Annotated in this window: 17 protein-coding genes, 1 tRNA gene and 1 other RNA gene; 14 read left to right on the forward strand and 5 right to left on the reverse strand. The window is 33.6% G+C overall.

Annotated elements, in window-relative coordinates; genetic code table 11:
- The first annotated feature begins 335 nt into the window (after positions 1 to 335).
- Positions 336 to 884, forward strand: coding sequence for a hypothetical protein (locus ACKI2P_RS09860; protein WP_407377252.1), 549 nt, complete (start codon positions 336 to 338; stop codon positions 882 to 884).
- A gap of 187 nt (positions 885 to 1,071) precedes the next feature.
- On the opposite strand, the gene ACKI2P_RS09865 is transcribed toward ACKI2P_RS09860, so the two are convergent.
- Complete coding sequence (locus tag ACKI2P_RS09865) at positions 1,072 to 2,007, reverse strand: 3-hydroxyacyl-CoA dehydrogenase (RefSeq protein WP_407377253.1); 936 nt, start codon at positions 2,005 to 2,007, stop codon at positions 1,072 to 1,074.
- Between the two features lie 223 nt (positions 2,008 to 2,230).
- Here ACKI2P_RS09865 and ACKI2P_RS09870 point away from each other — a divergent pair, with 223 nt between their 5' ends.
- The 4 genes from ACKI2P_RS09870 (at position 2,231) to ACKI2P_RS09885 (ending at position 4,583) form a co-directional block, all read left to right on the forward strand.
- Entirely contained in the window at positions 2,231 to 2,773 is a 543-nt protein-coding gene (locus ACKI2P_RS09870; protein ID WP_407377254.1) for an Ig-like domain-containing protein, read from the forward strand.
- 226 nt (positions 2,774 to 2,999) lie between these two features.
- Entirely contained in the window at positions 3,000 to 3,155 is a 156-nt protein-coding gene (locus ACKI2P_RS09875; protein ID WP_407377255.1) for a hypothetical protein, read from the forward strand.
- Between the two features lie 84 nt (positions 3,156 to 3,239).
- Entirely contained in the window at positions 3,240 to 4,157 is a 918-nt protein-coding gene (locus ACKI2P_RS09880) for a coiled-coil domain-containing protein (protein ID WP_407377256.1), read from the forward strand.
- Between the two features lie 3 nt (positions 4,158 to 4,160).
- A complete protein-coding gene (locus tag ACKI2P_RS09885) occupies positions 4,161 to 4,583 on the forward strand; it encodes a hypothetical protein (RefSeq protein WP_407377257.1) in 423 nt (140 codons plus the stop codon).
- Here ACKI2P_RS09885 and ACKI2P_RS09890 read toward each other — a convergent pair.
- On the reverse strand, positions 4,567 to 5,310 hold the full coding sequence (locus ACKI2P_RS09890) for an archaeosine tRNA-ribosyltransferase (protein ID WP_407377258.1): 744 nt from the start codon (positions 5,308 to 5,310) through the stop codon (positions 4,567 to 4,569). The genes ACKI2P_RS09885 and ACKI2P_RS09890 overlap by 17 nt on opposite strands.
- Positions 5,311 to 5,495: 185 nt before the next feature.
- Between ACKI2P_RS09890 and hdrC the strand changes: the two genes are divergently transcribed.
- The 9 genes from hdrC (at position 5,496) to ACKI2P_RS09935 (ending at position 11,119) form a co-directional block, all read left to right on the forward strand.
- Entirely contained in the window at positions 5,496 to 6,527 is a 1,032-nt protein-coding gene (hdrC, locus tag ACKI2P_RS09895; protein ID WP_407377259.1) for a CoB--CoM heterodisulfide reductase subunit C, read from the forward strand.
- Between the two features lie 21 nt (positions 6,528 to 6,548).
- Positions 6,549 to 7,436, forward strand: a complete 888-nt coding sequence (gene hdrB / locus ACKI2P_RS09900) for a CoB--CoM heterodisulfide reductase subunit B (RefSeq protein ID WP_407377260.1) — start codon at positions 6,549 to 6,551, stop codon at positions 7,434 to 7,436.
- 193 nt (positions 7,437 to 7,629) lie between these two features.
- Positions 7,630 to 7,896, forward strand: coding sequence for a DUF749 domain-containing protein (locus tag ACKI2P_RS09905; RefSeq protein ID WP_407377261.1), 267 nt, complete (start codon positions 7,630 to 7,632; stop codon positions 7,894 to 7,896).
- A complete protein-coding gene (locus tag ACKI2P_RS09910; protein ID WP_407377262.1) occupies positions 7,893 to 8,429 on the forward strand; it encodes a DUF2096 domain-containing protein in 537 nt (178 codons plus the stop codon). The genes ACKI2P_RS09905 and ACKI2P_RS09910 overlap by 4 nt, the downstream gene beginning before the upstream one ends.
- The gene (locus ACKI2P_RS09915; protein WP_407377263.1) at positions 8,430 to 9,119 is read left to right on the forward strand and encodes a metallophosphoesterase; all 690 of its coding nucleotides are present in this window, start codon (positions 8,430 to 8,432) and stop codon (positions 9,117 to 9,119) included.
- 91 nt (positions 9,120 to 9,210) lie between these two features.
- Positions 9,211 to 10,137, forward strand: a complete 927-nt coding sequence (locus ACKI2P_RS09920; protein ID WP_407377264.1) for a 2-phosphoglycerate kinase — start codon at positions 9,211 to 9,213, stop codon at positions 10,135 to 10,137.
- Positions 10,103 to 10,492 carry a CBS domain-containing protein gene (locus ACKI2P_RS09925; RefSeq protein ID WP_407377265.1) on the forward strand — a complete coding sequence of 130 codons (390 nt, stop codon included), beginning with the start codon at positions 10,103 to 10,105 and terminating at the stop codon, positions 10,490 to 10,492. Before ACKI2P_RS09920 ends, ACKI2P_RS09925 begins: the two co-directional genes overlap by 35 nt.
- 165 nt (positions 10,493 to 10,657) lie before the next feature.
- Positions 10,658 to 10,972, forward strand: an RNA gene (ffs, locus tag ACKI2P_RS09930) — signal recognition particle sRNA.
- A 63-nt stretch (positions 10,973 to 11,035) separates the two neighbouring features.
- Positions 11,036 to 11,119 (forward strand) — tRNA-Ser (locus ACKI2P_RS09935).
- 2 nt (positions 11,120 to 11,121) lie between these two features.
- Here ACKI2P_RS09935 and ACKI2P_RS09940 read toward each other — a convergent pair.
- The 3 genes from ACKI2P_RS09940 to ACKI2P_RS09950 form a co-directional block, all read right to left on the reverse strand.
- Positions 11,122 to 12,027, reverse strand: a complete 906-nt coding sequence (locus ACKI2P_RS09940; RefSeq protein WP_407377266.1) for a cation diffusion facilitator family transporter — start codon at positions 12,025 to 12,027, stop codon at positions 11,122 to 11,124.
- The gene (locus tag ACKI2P_RS09945; RefSeq protein ID WP_407377267.1) at positions 12,020 to 13,138 is read right to left on the reverse strand and encodes a pyridoxal phosphate-dependent aminotransferase; all 1,119 of its coding nucleotides are present in this window, start codon (positions 13,136 to 13,138) and stop codon (positions 12,020 to 12,022) included. Before ACKI2P_RS09945 ends, ACKI2P_RS09940 begins: the two co-directional genes overlap by 8 nt.
- Before the next feature lie 61 nt (positions 13,139 to 13,199).
- Positions 13,200 to 14,750: a radical SAM protein gene (locus ACKI2P_RS09950; protein WP_407377268.1), complete on the reverse strand. Its 1,551-nt coding sequence runs from the start codon at positions 14,748 to 14,750 to the stop codon at positions 13,200 to 13,202.
- Positions 14,751 to 14,858: the final 108 nt, after the last annotated feature.

Below are 14,858 nucleotides of genomic sequence, written 5' to 3' on the forward strand. Positions count from 1 at the left end.
CTTCTACTCCCAATGATGTATATTCAAATATATTTGGAGATTATAAAATGGTTGAATGTATCATCATTAATATGAATGTTACTTCACATCGATTATTATATTTATTTTAATTTTATTTAAATGTTTTCATGATTATAAGTACTATTAATGGTCGTTAAATTATTAATTTAATTTAATTAAATCGTTTTTTCTTTAAAAAATTATTTTAAACTATTATTTTTTAATTTTAAGATGTAAGTAGGCACTTGCATTCGAAAAACTTTATATATGGTCTTTTTCATATAATTATTTGTACAAAGTCGTTTACTATAAATGTTATTATGGTGGTGAATATTATGATTCTATCAAAAAAACTATTGGTATTGCTTTCATTATTCTGCATAATTCTATCCGCAGGATCGGCCTTTGCAGCAGATGGCCATATGGGTTTTGACTACTATGCTGGATTTGACTATTTAGATGAAATGGGCGACGTACAATACGACGGTGGTTATGCTGGAAGCAATTACGATGGTGGAGGTTATGCTGGAAGCAATTACCAAGATGATGGTGGTTATGCTGGAAGCAATTATCAGGATGATGGTGGTGCAGCTGGCAGCCAATATGAAGATGGAGGTTATGCTGGAAGCAATTATCAGGATGATGGTGGTGCAGCTGGCAGCCAATACAATGAAACTCTCGAAAATGCTGCAGCAGCAGATCAATCCGCTCAAAATACAACAAATGCAACCGCTAATGTAGCATCAAACACAACTGCAAATATTAATGGTACTTCAAACGATAATCCGGTTCATTCAATGTTAGAAACCGGTAATCCGTTAATGATATTATTTGCTGTAGGTGCTGTCTTGGGTGGAGCTTCAATTTTAAGAAGAAATAAATAACATTATTAACCTATAAGCAGATTATCATTTCTGCTTTTTTTCCAACTTTTTTTTAAATTCTTATAACTCTATTATATTCTAAAAAAACAAAACAAATGGTTTTTTCAAAAATCTGAACATTTTTTTAAAAATAGCGTTTTTAAATTTTTAGATAAGAAAGGAATTGAAATCCTTTCTCATCATAAATTTAGTATTCGTAAAATCCTTTTCCGGCATTGATACCGGTTTCACCTTTATCAATTTTTTCTTTGAGCATTTTGGCTATTTTTCCAGGTGTGGTTTCAGGGTCTGCTGCTTCAGGATTCATGCTTACAATGTTGTATGCAGTTGTAAGACCTACGATATCCAGGATATGGAAAGGTCCTGCAGGAGCGCCGGTAGCCAAAATCCATGTTTTGTCGATTGTTTCAAAGTCAGCTACATCATTTGCAAGCAATGCCTGGCCGGCGTTTAGGAACGGAACGAGCAGTGAGTTCAATATGTATCCCGGTTGTTCCTTTTTGAGTTTTAAAGGAATCATGTTGATGTCTTCTGCAAATTCAACTACTTTGTCATAGTATTCCTGTTCGGTTCCAGGATGTCCCATTACTTCTGCAGTATTGTTTTGCCAGATAGTGTTTGCAAAGTGAAGTGAAAGGTATTTTTCAGGTCTTCCTGTGTATTCTGCAAACATTGATGGAAGCAATGTTGAGGAATTGGTTACAAGGATTGTATCTTCTTCCATATATTTGGCAAGTTCCTGATAAAATGCGATTTTCTGTTCTGGATTTTCAGCAATTGCTTCGATAATTAAATCTGCATCTTTTGCTGCTTCTTCGTAACTGGTTGTCAATGTTAAACTGTCGTGGGCATCTTGTGCTTGCTGTTTGAGTTTGTCGATTTCTTCTTCTGTCAGGTCTGTTTTTTTGGAAAGTCCTCTGCAGTATGCTGTTGCGTCAGTTTTCATCTTTTCGAGAGTATCAACGTAGATGTTTTTGAACCTTTCAAGTTTTGGTTGAGCTCTTTCAATAGATCCTTCACTTCTAAGCCAGATTGTCACATCAAATCCGCAGTATGCAGATTGAAGGGCAATTTGGCTTCCGAGAACTCCTCCACCTGCTACAACAACTTTTTTTATACTCATTTTTATACGCCTCCTAAACTAATTTCTTAGTTTATATATTTACTAATATGTGGCGGGCTTATTTAAATATTTTCAAATGATTTGCCCAACTCTCTGAAATATTGTGATTTTATTTTTGATATTATGAATATTGCTAAATCGAACATGTTTGTATGATTGGGTCAATCGTTTGGAAATATATTTTAACTGAAAAAATAATACTGTTATTAAAGGAGGTTTTTGAGTGAACAGAAATAGAATCATATTTTGTGTTTTGATAGTGATTGTTGCTGCGCTTTTGCTCAGTGTATCTGCAGCGGCATTTCCATTTTTCGGAAAGGAAACTGCTAAATTGAACATTACCAGTAATGAAACTCTAAGTGATGGGGATGATTTGGAAATTAATCTAACAGACAACAATGGAAAGCCAATAGCCAATGTAACTGTTAACATCACCATTGCTGATGAAAATGGTGAAAATGACAATAAATCTGTTGTAACTGATGAAAATGGAACTGCAAAACTAAAGATTGATAAGAGTGCCGGTAAATACACAGTCAATTGTACATTTGCTGGAAACGATAACTTTGAAGCAGTATCTGCTACTCAGAACATAACAATTGAAGAGAGTTATGAAGAAAATTATGATGATTCAACTTCCACAGAAGACCCTGGTGCATTCTACAGTGCACAGGAAGGAAGGATAATCTACACTGGCGAAATTCACGGTGCTCCAGATGGAAACAGATACAGACATTTAGGCTACAATGAATGGGAAATGGTTTAAATTCGGTGTAAATAATGAAAAAGAGGGTAGTAATTTTTGCAGTGATACTGCTTTTTGCATTATGTTTTTTGTCTACGGGATATAGTAAAAATCCTGATGAGACATATAAATATTTATTTCATTTTAATTTAAATTTATCAATTTAAACTAATATTCATTTAAATGTCTTAAACTGACCTGAAAAAACACTAACGAATTTATTAACTAGTATGCTCAATCTATATGTATGACTAAAAACAAGCGTGTTACAATTAGCATCAATAATGACATTGACTTGAATTTTCGAAGATTGGCCTCAACAAAGATGTTGTTTAAAACAGGCTGGTATTCAAAAGCCATAGAAGAGGCAATGTTGTTATGGATTGAAAAAGAGAACAAATAATTTTTTTCTCTTTTTTTTCTTTTTTTCATCATTAAGTATTTAAATAAACTTTTACTATTTATTATTATAGAGTGGGTGTTAATAATGGAAAGTGATGAAGATTTCAGAACCGTAAGGGTTTATACTAAAAAATATACAAGCAAAGACAAAGACGGAAATACTGTTGAAAAGGAATCCCAACAAAAACAGGTCAGTCTTAAAAAAGAGGATCCCTTCATTGACAATGAGCTGGTAAAGGTATTGGCACAGAAAGATTATGAAAATCTTTTGGAAAATCAGTTTTCAGATGAAAAGCTTGAGGAATTTGACAATATCATTCGTGAAAAGGATGCGCAGATTGAAACTTTACAGGCTCAGATTCAAACTCTTAAAGGATCATTTTTTGATGATGTTGGCTCTCTTAAAGAACAGCTCACAGATAAAGAAGAGCTTTTAAGGGCAAAAGATGAAATTCATGAGCTGAACAAAAAAATCACAAAAATTGATGATGAAAGAGTTGCTATTTTTAAGGAACTTGATTATAAAAACAGGATGATTCTCGCTTATAATGTCGAACTGAACAAATCCATTTTAAATGCAATCAATGTTGTCATTGATGAGGCTAGAGACAACATCAACGGCAGAAATACAATGCTTGTCAAAGATTTGAAAAAATCAATTGAAAAATCAAAACATGATGTAAATGAAAAGAATAAGGCTATAGCATATGACATAAAGGCAACTGTCGAAGACATGAATGAGCAAATCCGCAATACCAGCACTCTTAAAATGATACTGAATAAGAACAAAATTAATTTAAGAGTGCCTGTAGATGATTTGCTTAAACCATTTGACTTTGACTTTGATGTTGAACAGCTGCTTTCAGGTCAGGCGCTGGAACTTGATGCTGCGGAGATTCTAAAGGAAGTCATGCCTAAGCTTCCGGAACCGTTTTCCAAATATATTGACACCCTGGAAGATGAGCCTGAAACAATTGATGTTTCATCAAAAAATGAGGAGTAATCAATGAGAACATTTAACACAGGTAAAATTACATTTGAATATCCTAATACCTGGGAGGTTGAAAAGGCAAATATTCTGGCCAATCCCGACTGCATTGCCACACTTTCCAAAGGCCAGAGCAATCTGATTAATGCGGTGATGTTTCCGACAGCCACAAATCTGGATGACTATAAGATATTTATGGAAGATGCCATTTCAGATGATGGAGGCGTTATACTGGCTTCCGATTTTACTCGGATAGCTTCAAAGGACGCTATCAAACTTCATGCAAATATGGATACTCCCGACTTGAATTTCGATATTCATACATATGTTTTTATTGAAAATGGTGACATCTATATTTTTGAACTCAGGACATTGGACATTTCAGGCGAGTCCGAACGCGAGTTCAAAAACATGATTGAAACATTTAAAATAACTGGGTAAATTCAAGCAGATAATCCATGCAGGTTCTGTCAAGAATTTTTAAGGTTGATATGTTTTGAGGTGTTGTGCCGGAGCGTTCTTCAACAAGATTTCTCAATGACCTGTTTTTCATGTGTGCATGGATTTCTTTAATTACAAATTCCATATTGTCTAAATTTTTTTGTTCCAGTTCCTTTTGGGAAATTTCTTCATAAATAGGATAGGTATTCAAATCATATGCCTTTGTCGGAGTTTGCAGGACGTTCAGGTGACTGTAATAATTGGTTGCATCTGCTAAAAATCCGTCAATTCCCATATATGTCAATATTGGCATGAAGGAAAGCTCTGCAAATGTAAATATGAAATAACTGCTTTTTTTAGCTTCTTTTTTTAGGTTAACCACTAATTCAACAAGTTCTCGAGGATTTGTTAAAAGCGCATCGCCGTTGGCTATTATGAATCCGTTGTATCCGATTTCTTCAAGTTTTTTCATACATTCAATTCTTAGGTCAACGTATTTTGATCCTTGAATAACGGCAATGTCGCATGAGTCAACATATTTTTCGGCAAGTTTAAGTGTTTCAGATACATTGAATTCTGCTATTTCACGGTCCACATTATAAGATGACCCTTCACTTGGTGCTATTTTCATTTCGTTTTTGAAAAATATCTTTGGAGTGAGTTCTCCGTCTATCTTTCCTATCCTTCCAGGTCCGTCATGGGACCTGATTTCAAATTTTTTAATCATATGATTCTTCCTATTTTTGTTCTTATTGTAATTATTTAATTTTTAGGTTTATAAAAATATTTTTTTACATGTAATCTTTTTGATTACACCTTCTAAAATTTTAGTAACCTTTATATATGAATCTTAATAGAATATTTAAACAGGGATTTGAGGAAATTGTCCTGATTTTCCGAGGTGTGTTTTCAATGTCTATAATAAATCGTCTTAAATCAATGTTCCGTGAAGGGAATAAAGAAGAAAAAGACATCAGTAATGATGTACCAAGCACATCTAATGATGTCGAAGTTAAATCTTCTGAGTTAAATGATACTATTGTATCTGGAACTAAAACAACAGTTCCTAGAAATGATACTAAAGATTTGGCTTCCGAAGAAGGCATCGACCCAATTGAAGAAACTGTAGCTGAGGAAGTTTCTGAACCTATTGAACCTTCATCTGAAGAAATTGTGGAAGAAGTCGTAGCTCATGTTCACGAAAAAGCTGAAGCTATTAAAGAGGATATCCACCAAAAAGCTGAAGCTATTAAGGAAGATATCCACGAAAAAGCTGAAGAAATTCGTGCAGAAGAAGCTGCTGCTCTTGCAGATGAAGAAACAACAGAAGAAGATGTTGTTGAGGAAGTTGAAGAAGATTCAAATAAAGATAAAGAGAGAGATAAAATGACTTTATTGACTGATAAAGAATTATTAACTGATAGTAATCGTGATCCAGATTTCACCGCTCAATTTATTGATGCAGGTATTGAAACTGTAAAACACTGTTTCCAATGTGGAACTTGTAGTGGTAGTTGTCCATCTGGAAGAAGAACTCCTTATAAAGTAAGACAAATTGTCAGAAAATGTTTATTAGGATTAAAAGATGAAGTAATCACTGATGATGCTTTATGGATGTGTACTACTTGTTACACTTGCCAAGAAAGATGTCTCAGAAGTGTTAAAATTGTAGAAATTATCAAAAAAGCTCGTAACATCGCTGCTCATGCAGGATACATGGCTAAACCTCACAAAATGACAGGTGTATTTGTAATGAACACTGGTCACGCAGTACCTATTAACGATAATGTTAAAGCTTTAAGAGCTAAAATTGGCCTCTCTGAGCTCCCACCTACAACTCACTCTTACCCTGAAGCATTAGAAGAAGTACAAAAATTATGTAAAATCACTGGTTTCGATGAATTAATCGGATATGATGAAGCAACTGGTGGATTAAAAGAATAAATTTATTAGGAGAGTTATAATATGGAAATCGCATACTTCTTAGGTTGTATTATGAACAACCGTTATCCTGGTGTAGAAAAAGCTACCAGAAAATTATTCGAAGCATTAGATATTAACTTAGTAGACATGGAAGGAGCATCTTGTTGTCCTGCTCCTGGTGTATTCGGTTCTTTCGATGAAGAAACCTGGGCTACTGTTGCAGCTCGTAACTTAACTATTGCTGAAGACATGGACGCAGACATCATGACTGAATGTAACGGATGTTTCGGTTCATTATTTGAATGTAACCATATCTTAAAAGAAGACGAAGAAAAAAGAGCTAAAATTAACGCTAACTTAGCTGAAATCGGCAGAGAATACAAAGGTACCATTAACGTTAAACACTTTGCTCAAATTTTAAGAGATGACGTAGGATTTGAAAAATTAGCTTCATTAATCGAAAAACCTTTAGATTTAAATGTTGCTGTTCACTACGGTTGCCACTTCTTAAAACCTACCGAAACTATCGGTATTGAAGATCAAGCTGAAAACCCATCCATCTTAGATGACCTTGTAGAAATCACTGGTGCAAAATCAGTTGACTACAAAGACAAAATGATGTGCTGTGGTGCTGGTGGAGGTTTAAGAGCTAGAGATTTAGATGTAACTACTAGTTTCACTAAAGAAAAACTCGACCACATGACCGAAGCTGGTGTAGATGCAATCGTTAACGTATGTCCTTTCTGTCACATGCAATTTGACCAAGGTCAAACTGAAGTAAACGAAAGATACGGAACTGACTTCGCATTACCTGTATTCCACTTAGCTCAATTATACGGATTAGCTATGGGATTATCTCCTGAAGAATTAACTTTCGATGCTCAAAAAATCGATGCAACACCTGCTATTAAAAAAGCTTTAGGTGAATAAATTTAAGGATTTTTAATCCTTTATTTTTTATTTTTTTAGGCATTGGAAGGACATTTGAATGCTAGTTATCATTAATTTGATAACTTTTTTTTATGTCAGATTTTTTTTGTTTTAATATATACGAATAATTCGCAATCACGTTTATATACTATTAGTAAGAAATTATATTCTATAAATTTAATGAGGTGTAATTATGTTTGTAGCAACATTAGATGGTATTTTTAAATACTCCGACCTTCCTGAAGAATATGAACCTTATGTTCAATTCAAAGCAACTATTGATAAAAGAGAACTCAAACCAACTGATGAATTAGCAATTTTAAACATTGCAGGAACTTCTACTCATCATGTTTTATTCTTAGATTCATATAGTAATACCAGTGAAATTGAAAAAGAATTAAAAGAAGCAGACGCTGAAATCAATCATACTACTTTAAAAATTATAGGTGGACATTTATGAGCTTACCATCAGAACAGAATTGGTTAGTTCTAAATCATCTCCTTAATGATTTGACTAAAAAAGGATATGAGATACCTGATGGAATTAACTTTGAGATGGGTATAATCAGATCAACAATTAGTTCATATAAAAGAGACCCTTCTCACCCTGATTTGATAAATGGTTTAACTAAAGCTGAAATGTCTTTAAATAATATTCAAGCAACTCTCTTGACAATAGCAGAACAAGAAGGCGATGAATACGTTGACCACTGGCTTGATTTATTAAAACAGGTCATGCAAGGAAAAGAAGTCTTCCAATTTGCAGATTCAAGGGCAAAATTCATTGTCAACACTCCTCCAGGATTGACTACTGGGAGAATCACTCTTAAGGAAGCTATTGCAGAAGAAAGAGTTCAAGAAATTGCAGAATGGGAAGGTCTTATTATAGAATTTGATGATGATGTAACCATCCAATTGCATGGAGATAAACCTGATTTACAATCCGGTTTAAAAGAAATGGGATCTTTCTTTTTAGAACAAAAAGGTGATTAAATGACTAAAATATTGGCAATTAGTGATGTTCACGGTGAAGAAAACGAAAACTTATACACCTATTTGAACAATAACGAAATAGATTTGGTTTTGGTTTTGGGAGATATCACTGATTTTGGACCTTTGGATTTTGTTGGTCCGTTTCTTGAAAAAGTGGCAGACTGCGGTGTAGACGTTATTGCTATACCTGGAAACTGTGATCCTAAAGGTATTTGTAATGCTATTAATGAAGTATCATTCTGTCTTCATAATAATATTATTGCTTATGGTGACGCTATTTTATTTGGTTACGGTGGTTCTAATGAAACACCTTTCAATACTCCTGGTGAAATCCAAGACAATAAGATTTATGGGGATGTATATGAATTATTAGCCAATTACGATTATGTTTACAATGATAAAGTTCCTAAAGTAAAAATATTGGTTACTCATGCTCCACCTTTCAATACTGAAGCAGATAAAATTCCTAGTGGGGAACATGTTGGAAGCCAAGGAATTTTAAAATCCATTCATGAATTCGAACCTCAAATCAATTTGTGCGGACATATTCATGAAGCAAGGTCTTTAAGCAAAATTGGTATTACAACCGATGTTGCAAACCCTGGAATGCTTAAGGATAATGGTGCGGTCTTGATTGATATTCAAGACGGTTCAAATTATGATATTAGCTTAATATCTTTAGATGAATAGATTTCATCTTATTTTCTTTTTTTTCAAAATCAAATAACAAATTTTATTATATATTACTTTTATAAATTTTATCAGTTAAGGCTGTGATATTATGATTTGGGTAACTGGGGAAGTAGATGGAAAAACATACAGGGAGCCTTTTTCTAAAGGAATTCTGTCCCGTTCATTAAATGTAACAGATATTGGATTTCAAAAAGCACATGATATAGCTAGTGAAATTGAAATTGAATTGATTGACAATGATATCACTGAAATTACTAGTAAAGATCTGGCCGAGGTAATTTTAAATCATTTAAATAATTTTGACCCTAAATTGGCAAAAAGATATTTGAATTGGAGATCACTTAGAACCTCTCAAAAGCCTCTCATTATTCTTATAGGTGGTGCTTCAGGTGTTGGTACTTCATCTATGGCTTTTGAACTTGCAAACAGGCTCAGATTAAAAAACCTTATAAGTACAGATATGATTCGTGAGGTAATGCGTAAAATCGTTTCAAAGGATTTAAGTCCGGTAATTCATAAATCCAGTTTCAATGCTTATGAAAGTATCAGAACTCCTTCTATCAGAATAGATTCAGTTATTGAAGGATTTATCAGTCATGTTGATGTTGTTAATGTAGGTATTGAAGCTATTATTGAGAGATCTGTAAAGGAAGGAATAAGTACAATTATAGAAGGAGTCCATATTGTTCCTGGATTTATTAATAGGGAGTTGGTTGAAAATAATAATATTATCATATTTACATTAATTGTAGATGATGAAGAAGCCCATAAACAAAGATTTTATGCTAGATGCAGGCAGCCTTGGGTTAAAAGATCCCTTGAACATTATATGGAAAACTTTGATACAATCAGAAAAACCCAAAAATTTTTGGTTGAACAGGCTAAGATTAATGATTCTCATATTATTAATAATATAGATATTAATGACACCATAGATGAAATGGTCAGTTATATTCTTGAAGAGTTTGGAGGTATGGAGAATGTTGAACAAGAAAGTGAAGGAAATAATGACTGAAAATGTAATTACAACAACCTCGGATATAGATGTTGTATATGCATTTGAAAAGTTAATGGAACATAAGATTAGCTGTCTTCCAGTTGTTGAGGATGATAAGTTAATAGGGATTATTACAGCAACAGATGTGGGCCACAATTTGATTTTGGATAAATATGAATTGGGAACAAGTGTTAAAGAAATCATGATTGAATCGGTTGTAACTGTTTCTCCTGAGGATGATATTGAAACTGCTATTCAAATCATGAAGGAAAGTGTTTCATCTTCTGGCATTTTAAATCAGCTTCCTGTTGTTGAAGATGGTAAATTAGTGGGTATTATTTCTGATGGAGATATCATTCAAGAGGTATTCTAATTTAACCATTTTTTATTTATTATTTTTAATTTTTATCATTTTTTTCTTATTTACTATAATTTTATTTTTTTTCTAGAATTGATGTTATCCAAGTTTTCAGTAAGAATTTTCGATTCCAGTAATTGATTTTTCACTAACATTTATATAATATTAAAACAAATATTATTATTGGCTAGACTGGAGGGTTAGGGGTCCTCTGTAAGCACACACCCCCTTTGGTGCGGTCGAAGTTCAAAAGGCGGCTTTTTAAGAGAATATGAGCCTATTAAAACAACATAGAAACCTCGTCCTACAGGATTGGTGGTGGTGAAGTTTTTACTGGAGGGTAAAAATTAGTCATCTTTAGTATAGGAATGGGTCAGGCCCGGAAGGGAGCAGCTTTACTATTAACATTCAATGCTTGTAGAATCCCGGGGTGGAGTTGGCTTTTTTAGATCACTTATATTTTTGAGATTAGTCCACTTTTGAACATGCCATTAATGAAAATAATTAAGTTTATAAATAAGTTAGTACATATAATTAATTATCTTGTTTTTTTTACATGTCGGGATGGCCCAGCCTGGTACGGCGTTGGACTGCTAATCCAATGGTCAATCGACCTCCGGGGTTCAAATCCCCGTCCCGGCGCTTTATTTATCTAATTTTTGTTTATGGTTATAGTCTGACCCTATTGGGCAGGTATGTACATTTACATATTTTATTTCGGGAATTTCTTCAACAATCTTATTTTGAACCTGATGTGCTATTTTATGGGATTGATCTAAGGTCATGTTTCCATCCAGTTCAACATGAAGGGAAACGGTTGCGTAGGTTCCAAGATAATCCACTTTAATTTCATGGGCATGCTCCACTTGAGGACAGGAATTTGCAACTTTTTCAATTTCTTCAATGAATTCTTTTGAAGGCAATTTGCCCATAATATTGTTTATATTTTCAATTAAAATCTCTGCTGCAGTTTTAAAAATCAACAATGCGATTATTAATCCTACTATAGGATCAAGTATTGGAAAACCGACGTTTGATACAATTACTCCTATTAAAATTGCCACTGATGAAAAAACATCTGTTCGTTGGTGCTGTCCGTCTGCAACAAGTGCAGGGCTTCTAATTTGCTTTCCGATATTGATTATATAACTGCTTACAGACAGGTTTACCAGAATTCCTATAACTGCCATCACTGCTGCAAGAGTATTCGGAACTGTGATTGTTGCAGGATTTAATATTTTAAAAAGTGCACCTCTAAAGATTTCCCATCCTACTAAAAATAGGAATATAACTATAATCAGTCCGCTGATTGCTTCTGCACGGCCGTGTCCAAGTGGATGTTCATCATCAGCAGGTTTTTGCCCGTAATAAAATCCGATGTATGCAATAATGGAGGTGGTAACATCAGATAATGTATGAGCACCTTCAGATATTAATGCATAACTTCCGGAAATCATTCCAACAATTACATTAAATATTGTTAAAAATACATTTGCAATTATTGCAACTGTTGCGGCTTTTTTCCCGCCTTTTTGGCGAATTTCATCCATTTACTACACTCTCTTCTAGTATATCCATTGCCTTTTTGATATTTTCATAGGAATTAGCATAAGACATTCTGACATGACCTTTTCCATTCTCACCAAATGCTGCACCGGTTACGGTTATCACTCCGGCATCAGCTGCTTTCATGACAAAATCTTCATCATCAATTTTTGGAAATACGTAAAATGCGCCTTCAGCATTTACGGTTTCATATCCCATGTCATTTAAACGAGGAACTATAAGATTTCTTCTTCTTTCAAATTCTTTAATCATCTTGTTTGCTGCATCCTGAGGACCTCTCAGTGCTTCCAATGCACCTTTTTGTGCGGTGGTGTTTGCACATGCGATGTTGTTTTGATGAATTTTGAATAGTTCTTCGGTGTGTTCGGCATTGGCTGTAACATATCCGATTCTAAGGCCGGTCATAGCATATGTTTTTGAAAAACCATTGATGGTAACAACATTATCGCTGTATTTTCCTGCAGAGCAGTGGTTTTTGCCGTAAATGATTTTTTCATATATTTCATCTGCTACAATTAAAAAATCATGGTCCATTGATAAATCTGCTATGGCTTTAATATCCTCTTTTTCCATTACTGCTCCTGTTGGATTGGATGGTGAATTTAAGAATATTGCTTTTGTGTTTTTTGTAATTTTTTCTGCAACGTCATCAGCTTTTAATTTGAATTCGTTTTCCATTTTACAATCGACGGGAACTATTGTACCATCAGCTATTTTTATAACGGATTCATATAAAAGAAAACTAGGGTCAGGCAGTATTACCTCATCTCCTTTTTCTATAAAAGCCTGTGAGGCCATAAACAGTGCTTCACTGGCTCCTACTGTAACAATTACATTTTCAGGATTTGTATTTATTCCATTGTCTTTTTTCAATTTTTTAACGATTTCTTCTCTTAACTCTATAATTCCTTTATTTGGTGTGTAGTGAGTTTCATTATTGTCAATTGATTCTTTCATTGCATCCTTAATGTTTTGGGGCACATCAAAATCAGGTTCTCCAATCCCCAGGTTAATTGCATCGGGATTTGTCACTTCAAACATTTTTCTTATTTGTGATAATTCTATTGAATTAATTCTACTTGCTGGTTTTACCATATTTTTACCTCTTATAATATTATTATATATATATTATTGTAAAAATTATTTTTTCTAGTAATTATTTTTCACAAGACCCGCAATTATAGCAGGCACAGGTTTCACACCAGGGTGTTTGCTTTAGATTTCTCAATCGTCTGTGTTCTATTTTCAAAAATCTTTCATTCACGCCAACATCTATATTGGACCAGGGTAGTTTTTGTCCAATTTGATAATCCGGAGTTAATTCTTTCCATTCTTTTAATGTGGGTTTTTTTGTTAAAGATTTCTCAATAATGCTTCCAACGTCACTATTTCCACAAGATAATATATATTGCATTAACCCTTTTTTAGGACTTTCGCATTTTATATTATATCTTTTCATTTCACGTTGGATGTATCTTGTTTTATTTTTTATATCTTTATAATTGTATTGTTCCCACTGAAGGGGTGTCTGGGGTTTTGGTATCAGTGGGTTTACACTGAATTTCACATTCTTTATGCTGGTATGCATTTCAGCTATTTTTTTCATGTAGCTAACCAATTCTTTTATGTCATCTAAATTTTCGCCGGGAATTCCAATCAAAAAGTATAGTTTTATTTTGAAATCAAGTTCAACCGCATCTTTTATAATTGAGAAAATTTTCTCATCAGGAATATCCTTATTAATCACTTTTCTCAACCGGTCAATTGACTCTGGTGCTAGGGTAATTGTTTTAAGTCCGCTGCGTTTCAGAGTTTGCAATGTATCTTTGGTAATGGACTCAATTCTAAGTGATGGAGTTGAAATCTGAAAGCCTTCCCTTTCAAGGCCTGAGGTTAACTTTTCCAGATCTTTATAATCGGAAACAGCAGCGCCAATCAATGTTATTTTATTCAGTCCGCTCAATTCTCGGTTTTTAATCGCAATATCGATTAATTTTTTATAATCAGTTTGTCTCATCGGACGGTAAAGATATCCCGCCATGCAGAATCTGCATCCTCGTGTACATCCTCTTGATACATTCAGCATTATGGTGTTGTTGAAAATTGTCTGGTAATCCTCATCATCACTTTTGCTCAATATAGGCTGTGTAATGTGGTAAGCTTTATTCATGTCACTTACGATATCTATTTTGGCGTTGTTGTTATATTCGGGAATATAAATTCCATCAATATCCAGATAATCATTTAAGTTTTTATATGAACTTTTATAAATTTCCAAAAATCGGTTTAATGTGTTTTCTCCTTCTCCTATGATGAACATGTCAATATAATCAGATAATGGCATTGGATTCGCAGTCGGACATGGCCCTCCTGCAATAACTAAAGGATCATTTTCACTTCTCTCATCTCTTCTGAGAGGAATTCCTGATTTTTTAAGAATTTCCAGCACATTCACATAATCTTCTTCAAATTGTAATGTGAAGCTTAAAATGTCAAAATGCTTTGCAGGAGTATTCGATTCAATTGATTTCACATCGGGGTATATTATTCGCTCACACCATGTATCTTCACGTTCATTAATCTGATTATACAGTATGTTGTAGCCTAATGAAGACATTGCGGTTTTATATATATTCGGATATGCCAATGCAAAGCGAATATCTACACTTTTATGATTTTTCAAAAAGATATTTTTCTCATATAACATACAATCATCAATTTTTCGAATAAATCTTTTATTTCCATTATAATTGTTTCCAATTAATTCATTTTTAATTGTTTATACAATTTTTTGCTTGATTTTATTATAAAATAT

It is taken from the genome of Methanobrevibacter sp. (assembly GCF_045541095.1).
In the GTDB taxonomy this organism is placed as follows: Archaea; Methanobacteriota; Methanobacteria; order Methanobacteriales; family Methanobacteriaceae; genus Methanocatella.

Coding starts and splice junctions, on each gene's coding strand:
- ACKI2P_RS09860 (WP_407377252.1), top strand. CDS start 336: ATGATTCTATCAAAAAAACTATTGGTATTGCTTTCATTATTCTGCATA.
- ACKI2P_RS09865 (WP_407377253.1), bottom strand. CDS start 2,007: ATGAGTATAAAAAAAGTTGTTGTAGCAGGTGGAGGAGTTCTCGGAAGC.
- ACKI2P_RS09875 (WP_407377255.1), top strand. CDS start 3,000: ATGACTAAAAACAAGCGTGTTACAATTAGCATCAATAATGACATTGAC.
- ACKI2P_RS09880 (WP_407377256.1), top strand. CDS start 3,240: ATGGAAAGTGATGAAGATTTCAGAACCGTAAGGGTTTATACTAAAAAA.
- ACKI2P_RS09885 (WP_407377257.1), top strand. CDS start 4,161: ATGAGAACATTTAACACAGGTAAAATTACATTTGAATATCCTAATACC.
- ACKI2P_RS09890 (WP_407377258.1), bottom strand. CDS start 5,310: ATGATTAAAAAATTTGAAATCAGGTCCCATGACGGACCTGGAAGGATA.
- hdrC (WP_407377259.1), top strand. CDS start 5,496: ATGTCTATAATAAATCGTCTTAAATCAATGTTCCGTGAAGGGAATAAA.
- hdrB (WP_407377260.1), top strand. CDS start 6,549: ATGGAAATCGCATACTTCTTAGGTTGTATTATGAACAACCGTTATCCT.
- ACKI2P_RS09905 (WP_407377261.1), top strand. CDS start 7,630: ATGTTTGTAGCAACATTAGATGGTATTTTTAAATACTCCGACCTTCCT.
- ACKI2P_RS09910 (WP_407377262.1), top strand. CDS start 7,893: ATGAGCTTACCATCAGAACAGAATTGGTTAGTTCTAAATCATCTCCTT.
- ACKI2P_RS09915 (WP_407377263.1), top strand. CDS start 8,430: ATGACTAAAATATTGGCAATTAGTGATGTTCACGGTGAAGAAAACGAA.
- ACKI2P_RS09920 (WP_407377264.1), top strand. CDS start 9,211: ATGATTTGGGTAACTGGGGAAGTAGATGGAAAAACATACAGGGAGCCT.
- ACKI2P_RS09925 (WP_407377265.1), top strand. CDS start 10,103: ATGTTGAACAAGAAAGTGAAGGAAATAATGACTGAAAATGTAATTACA.
- ACKI2P_RS09940 (WP_407377266.1), bottom strand. CDS start 12,027: ATGGATGAAATTCGCCAAAAAGGCGGGAAAAAAGCCGCAACAGTTGCA.
- ACKI2P_RS09945 (WP_407377267.1), bottom strand. CDS start 13,138: ATGGTAAAACCAGCAAGTAGAATTAATTCAATAGAATTATCACAAATA.
- ACKI2P_RS09950 (WP_407377268.1), bottom strand. CDS start 14,750: ATGTTATATGAGAAAAATATCTTTTTGAAAAATCATAAAAGTGTAGAT.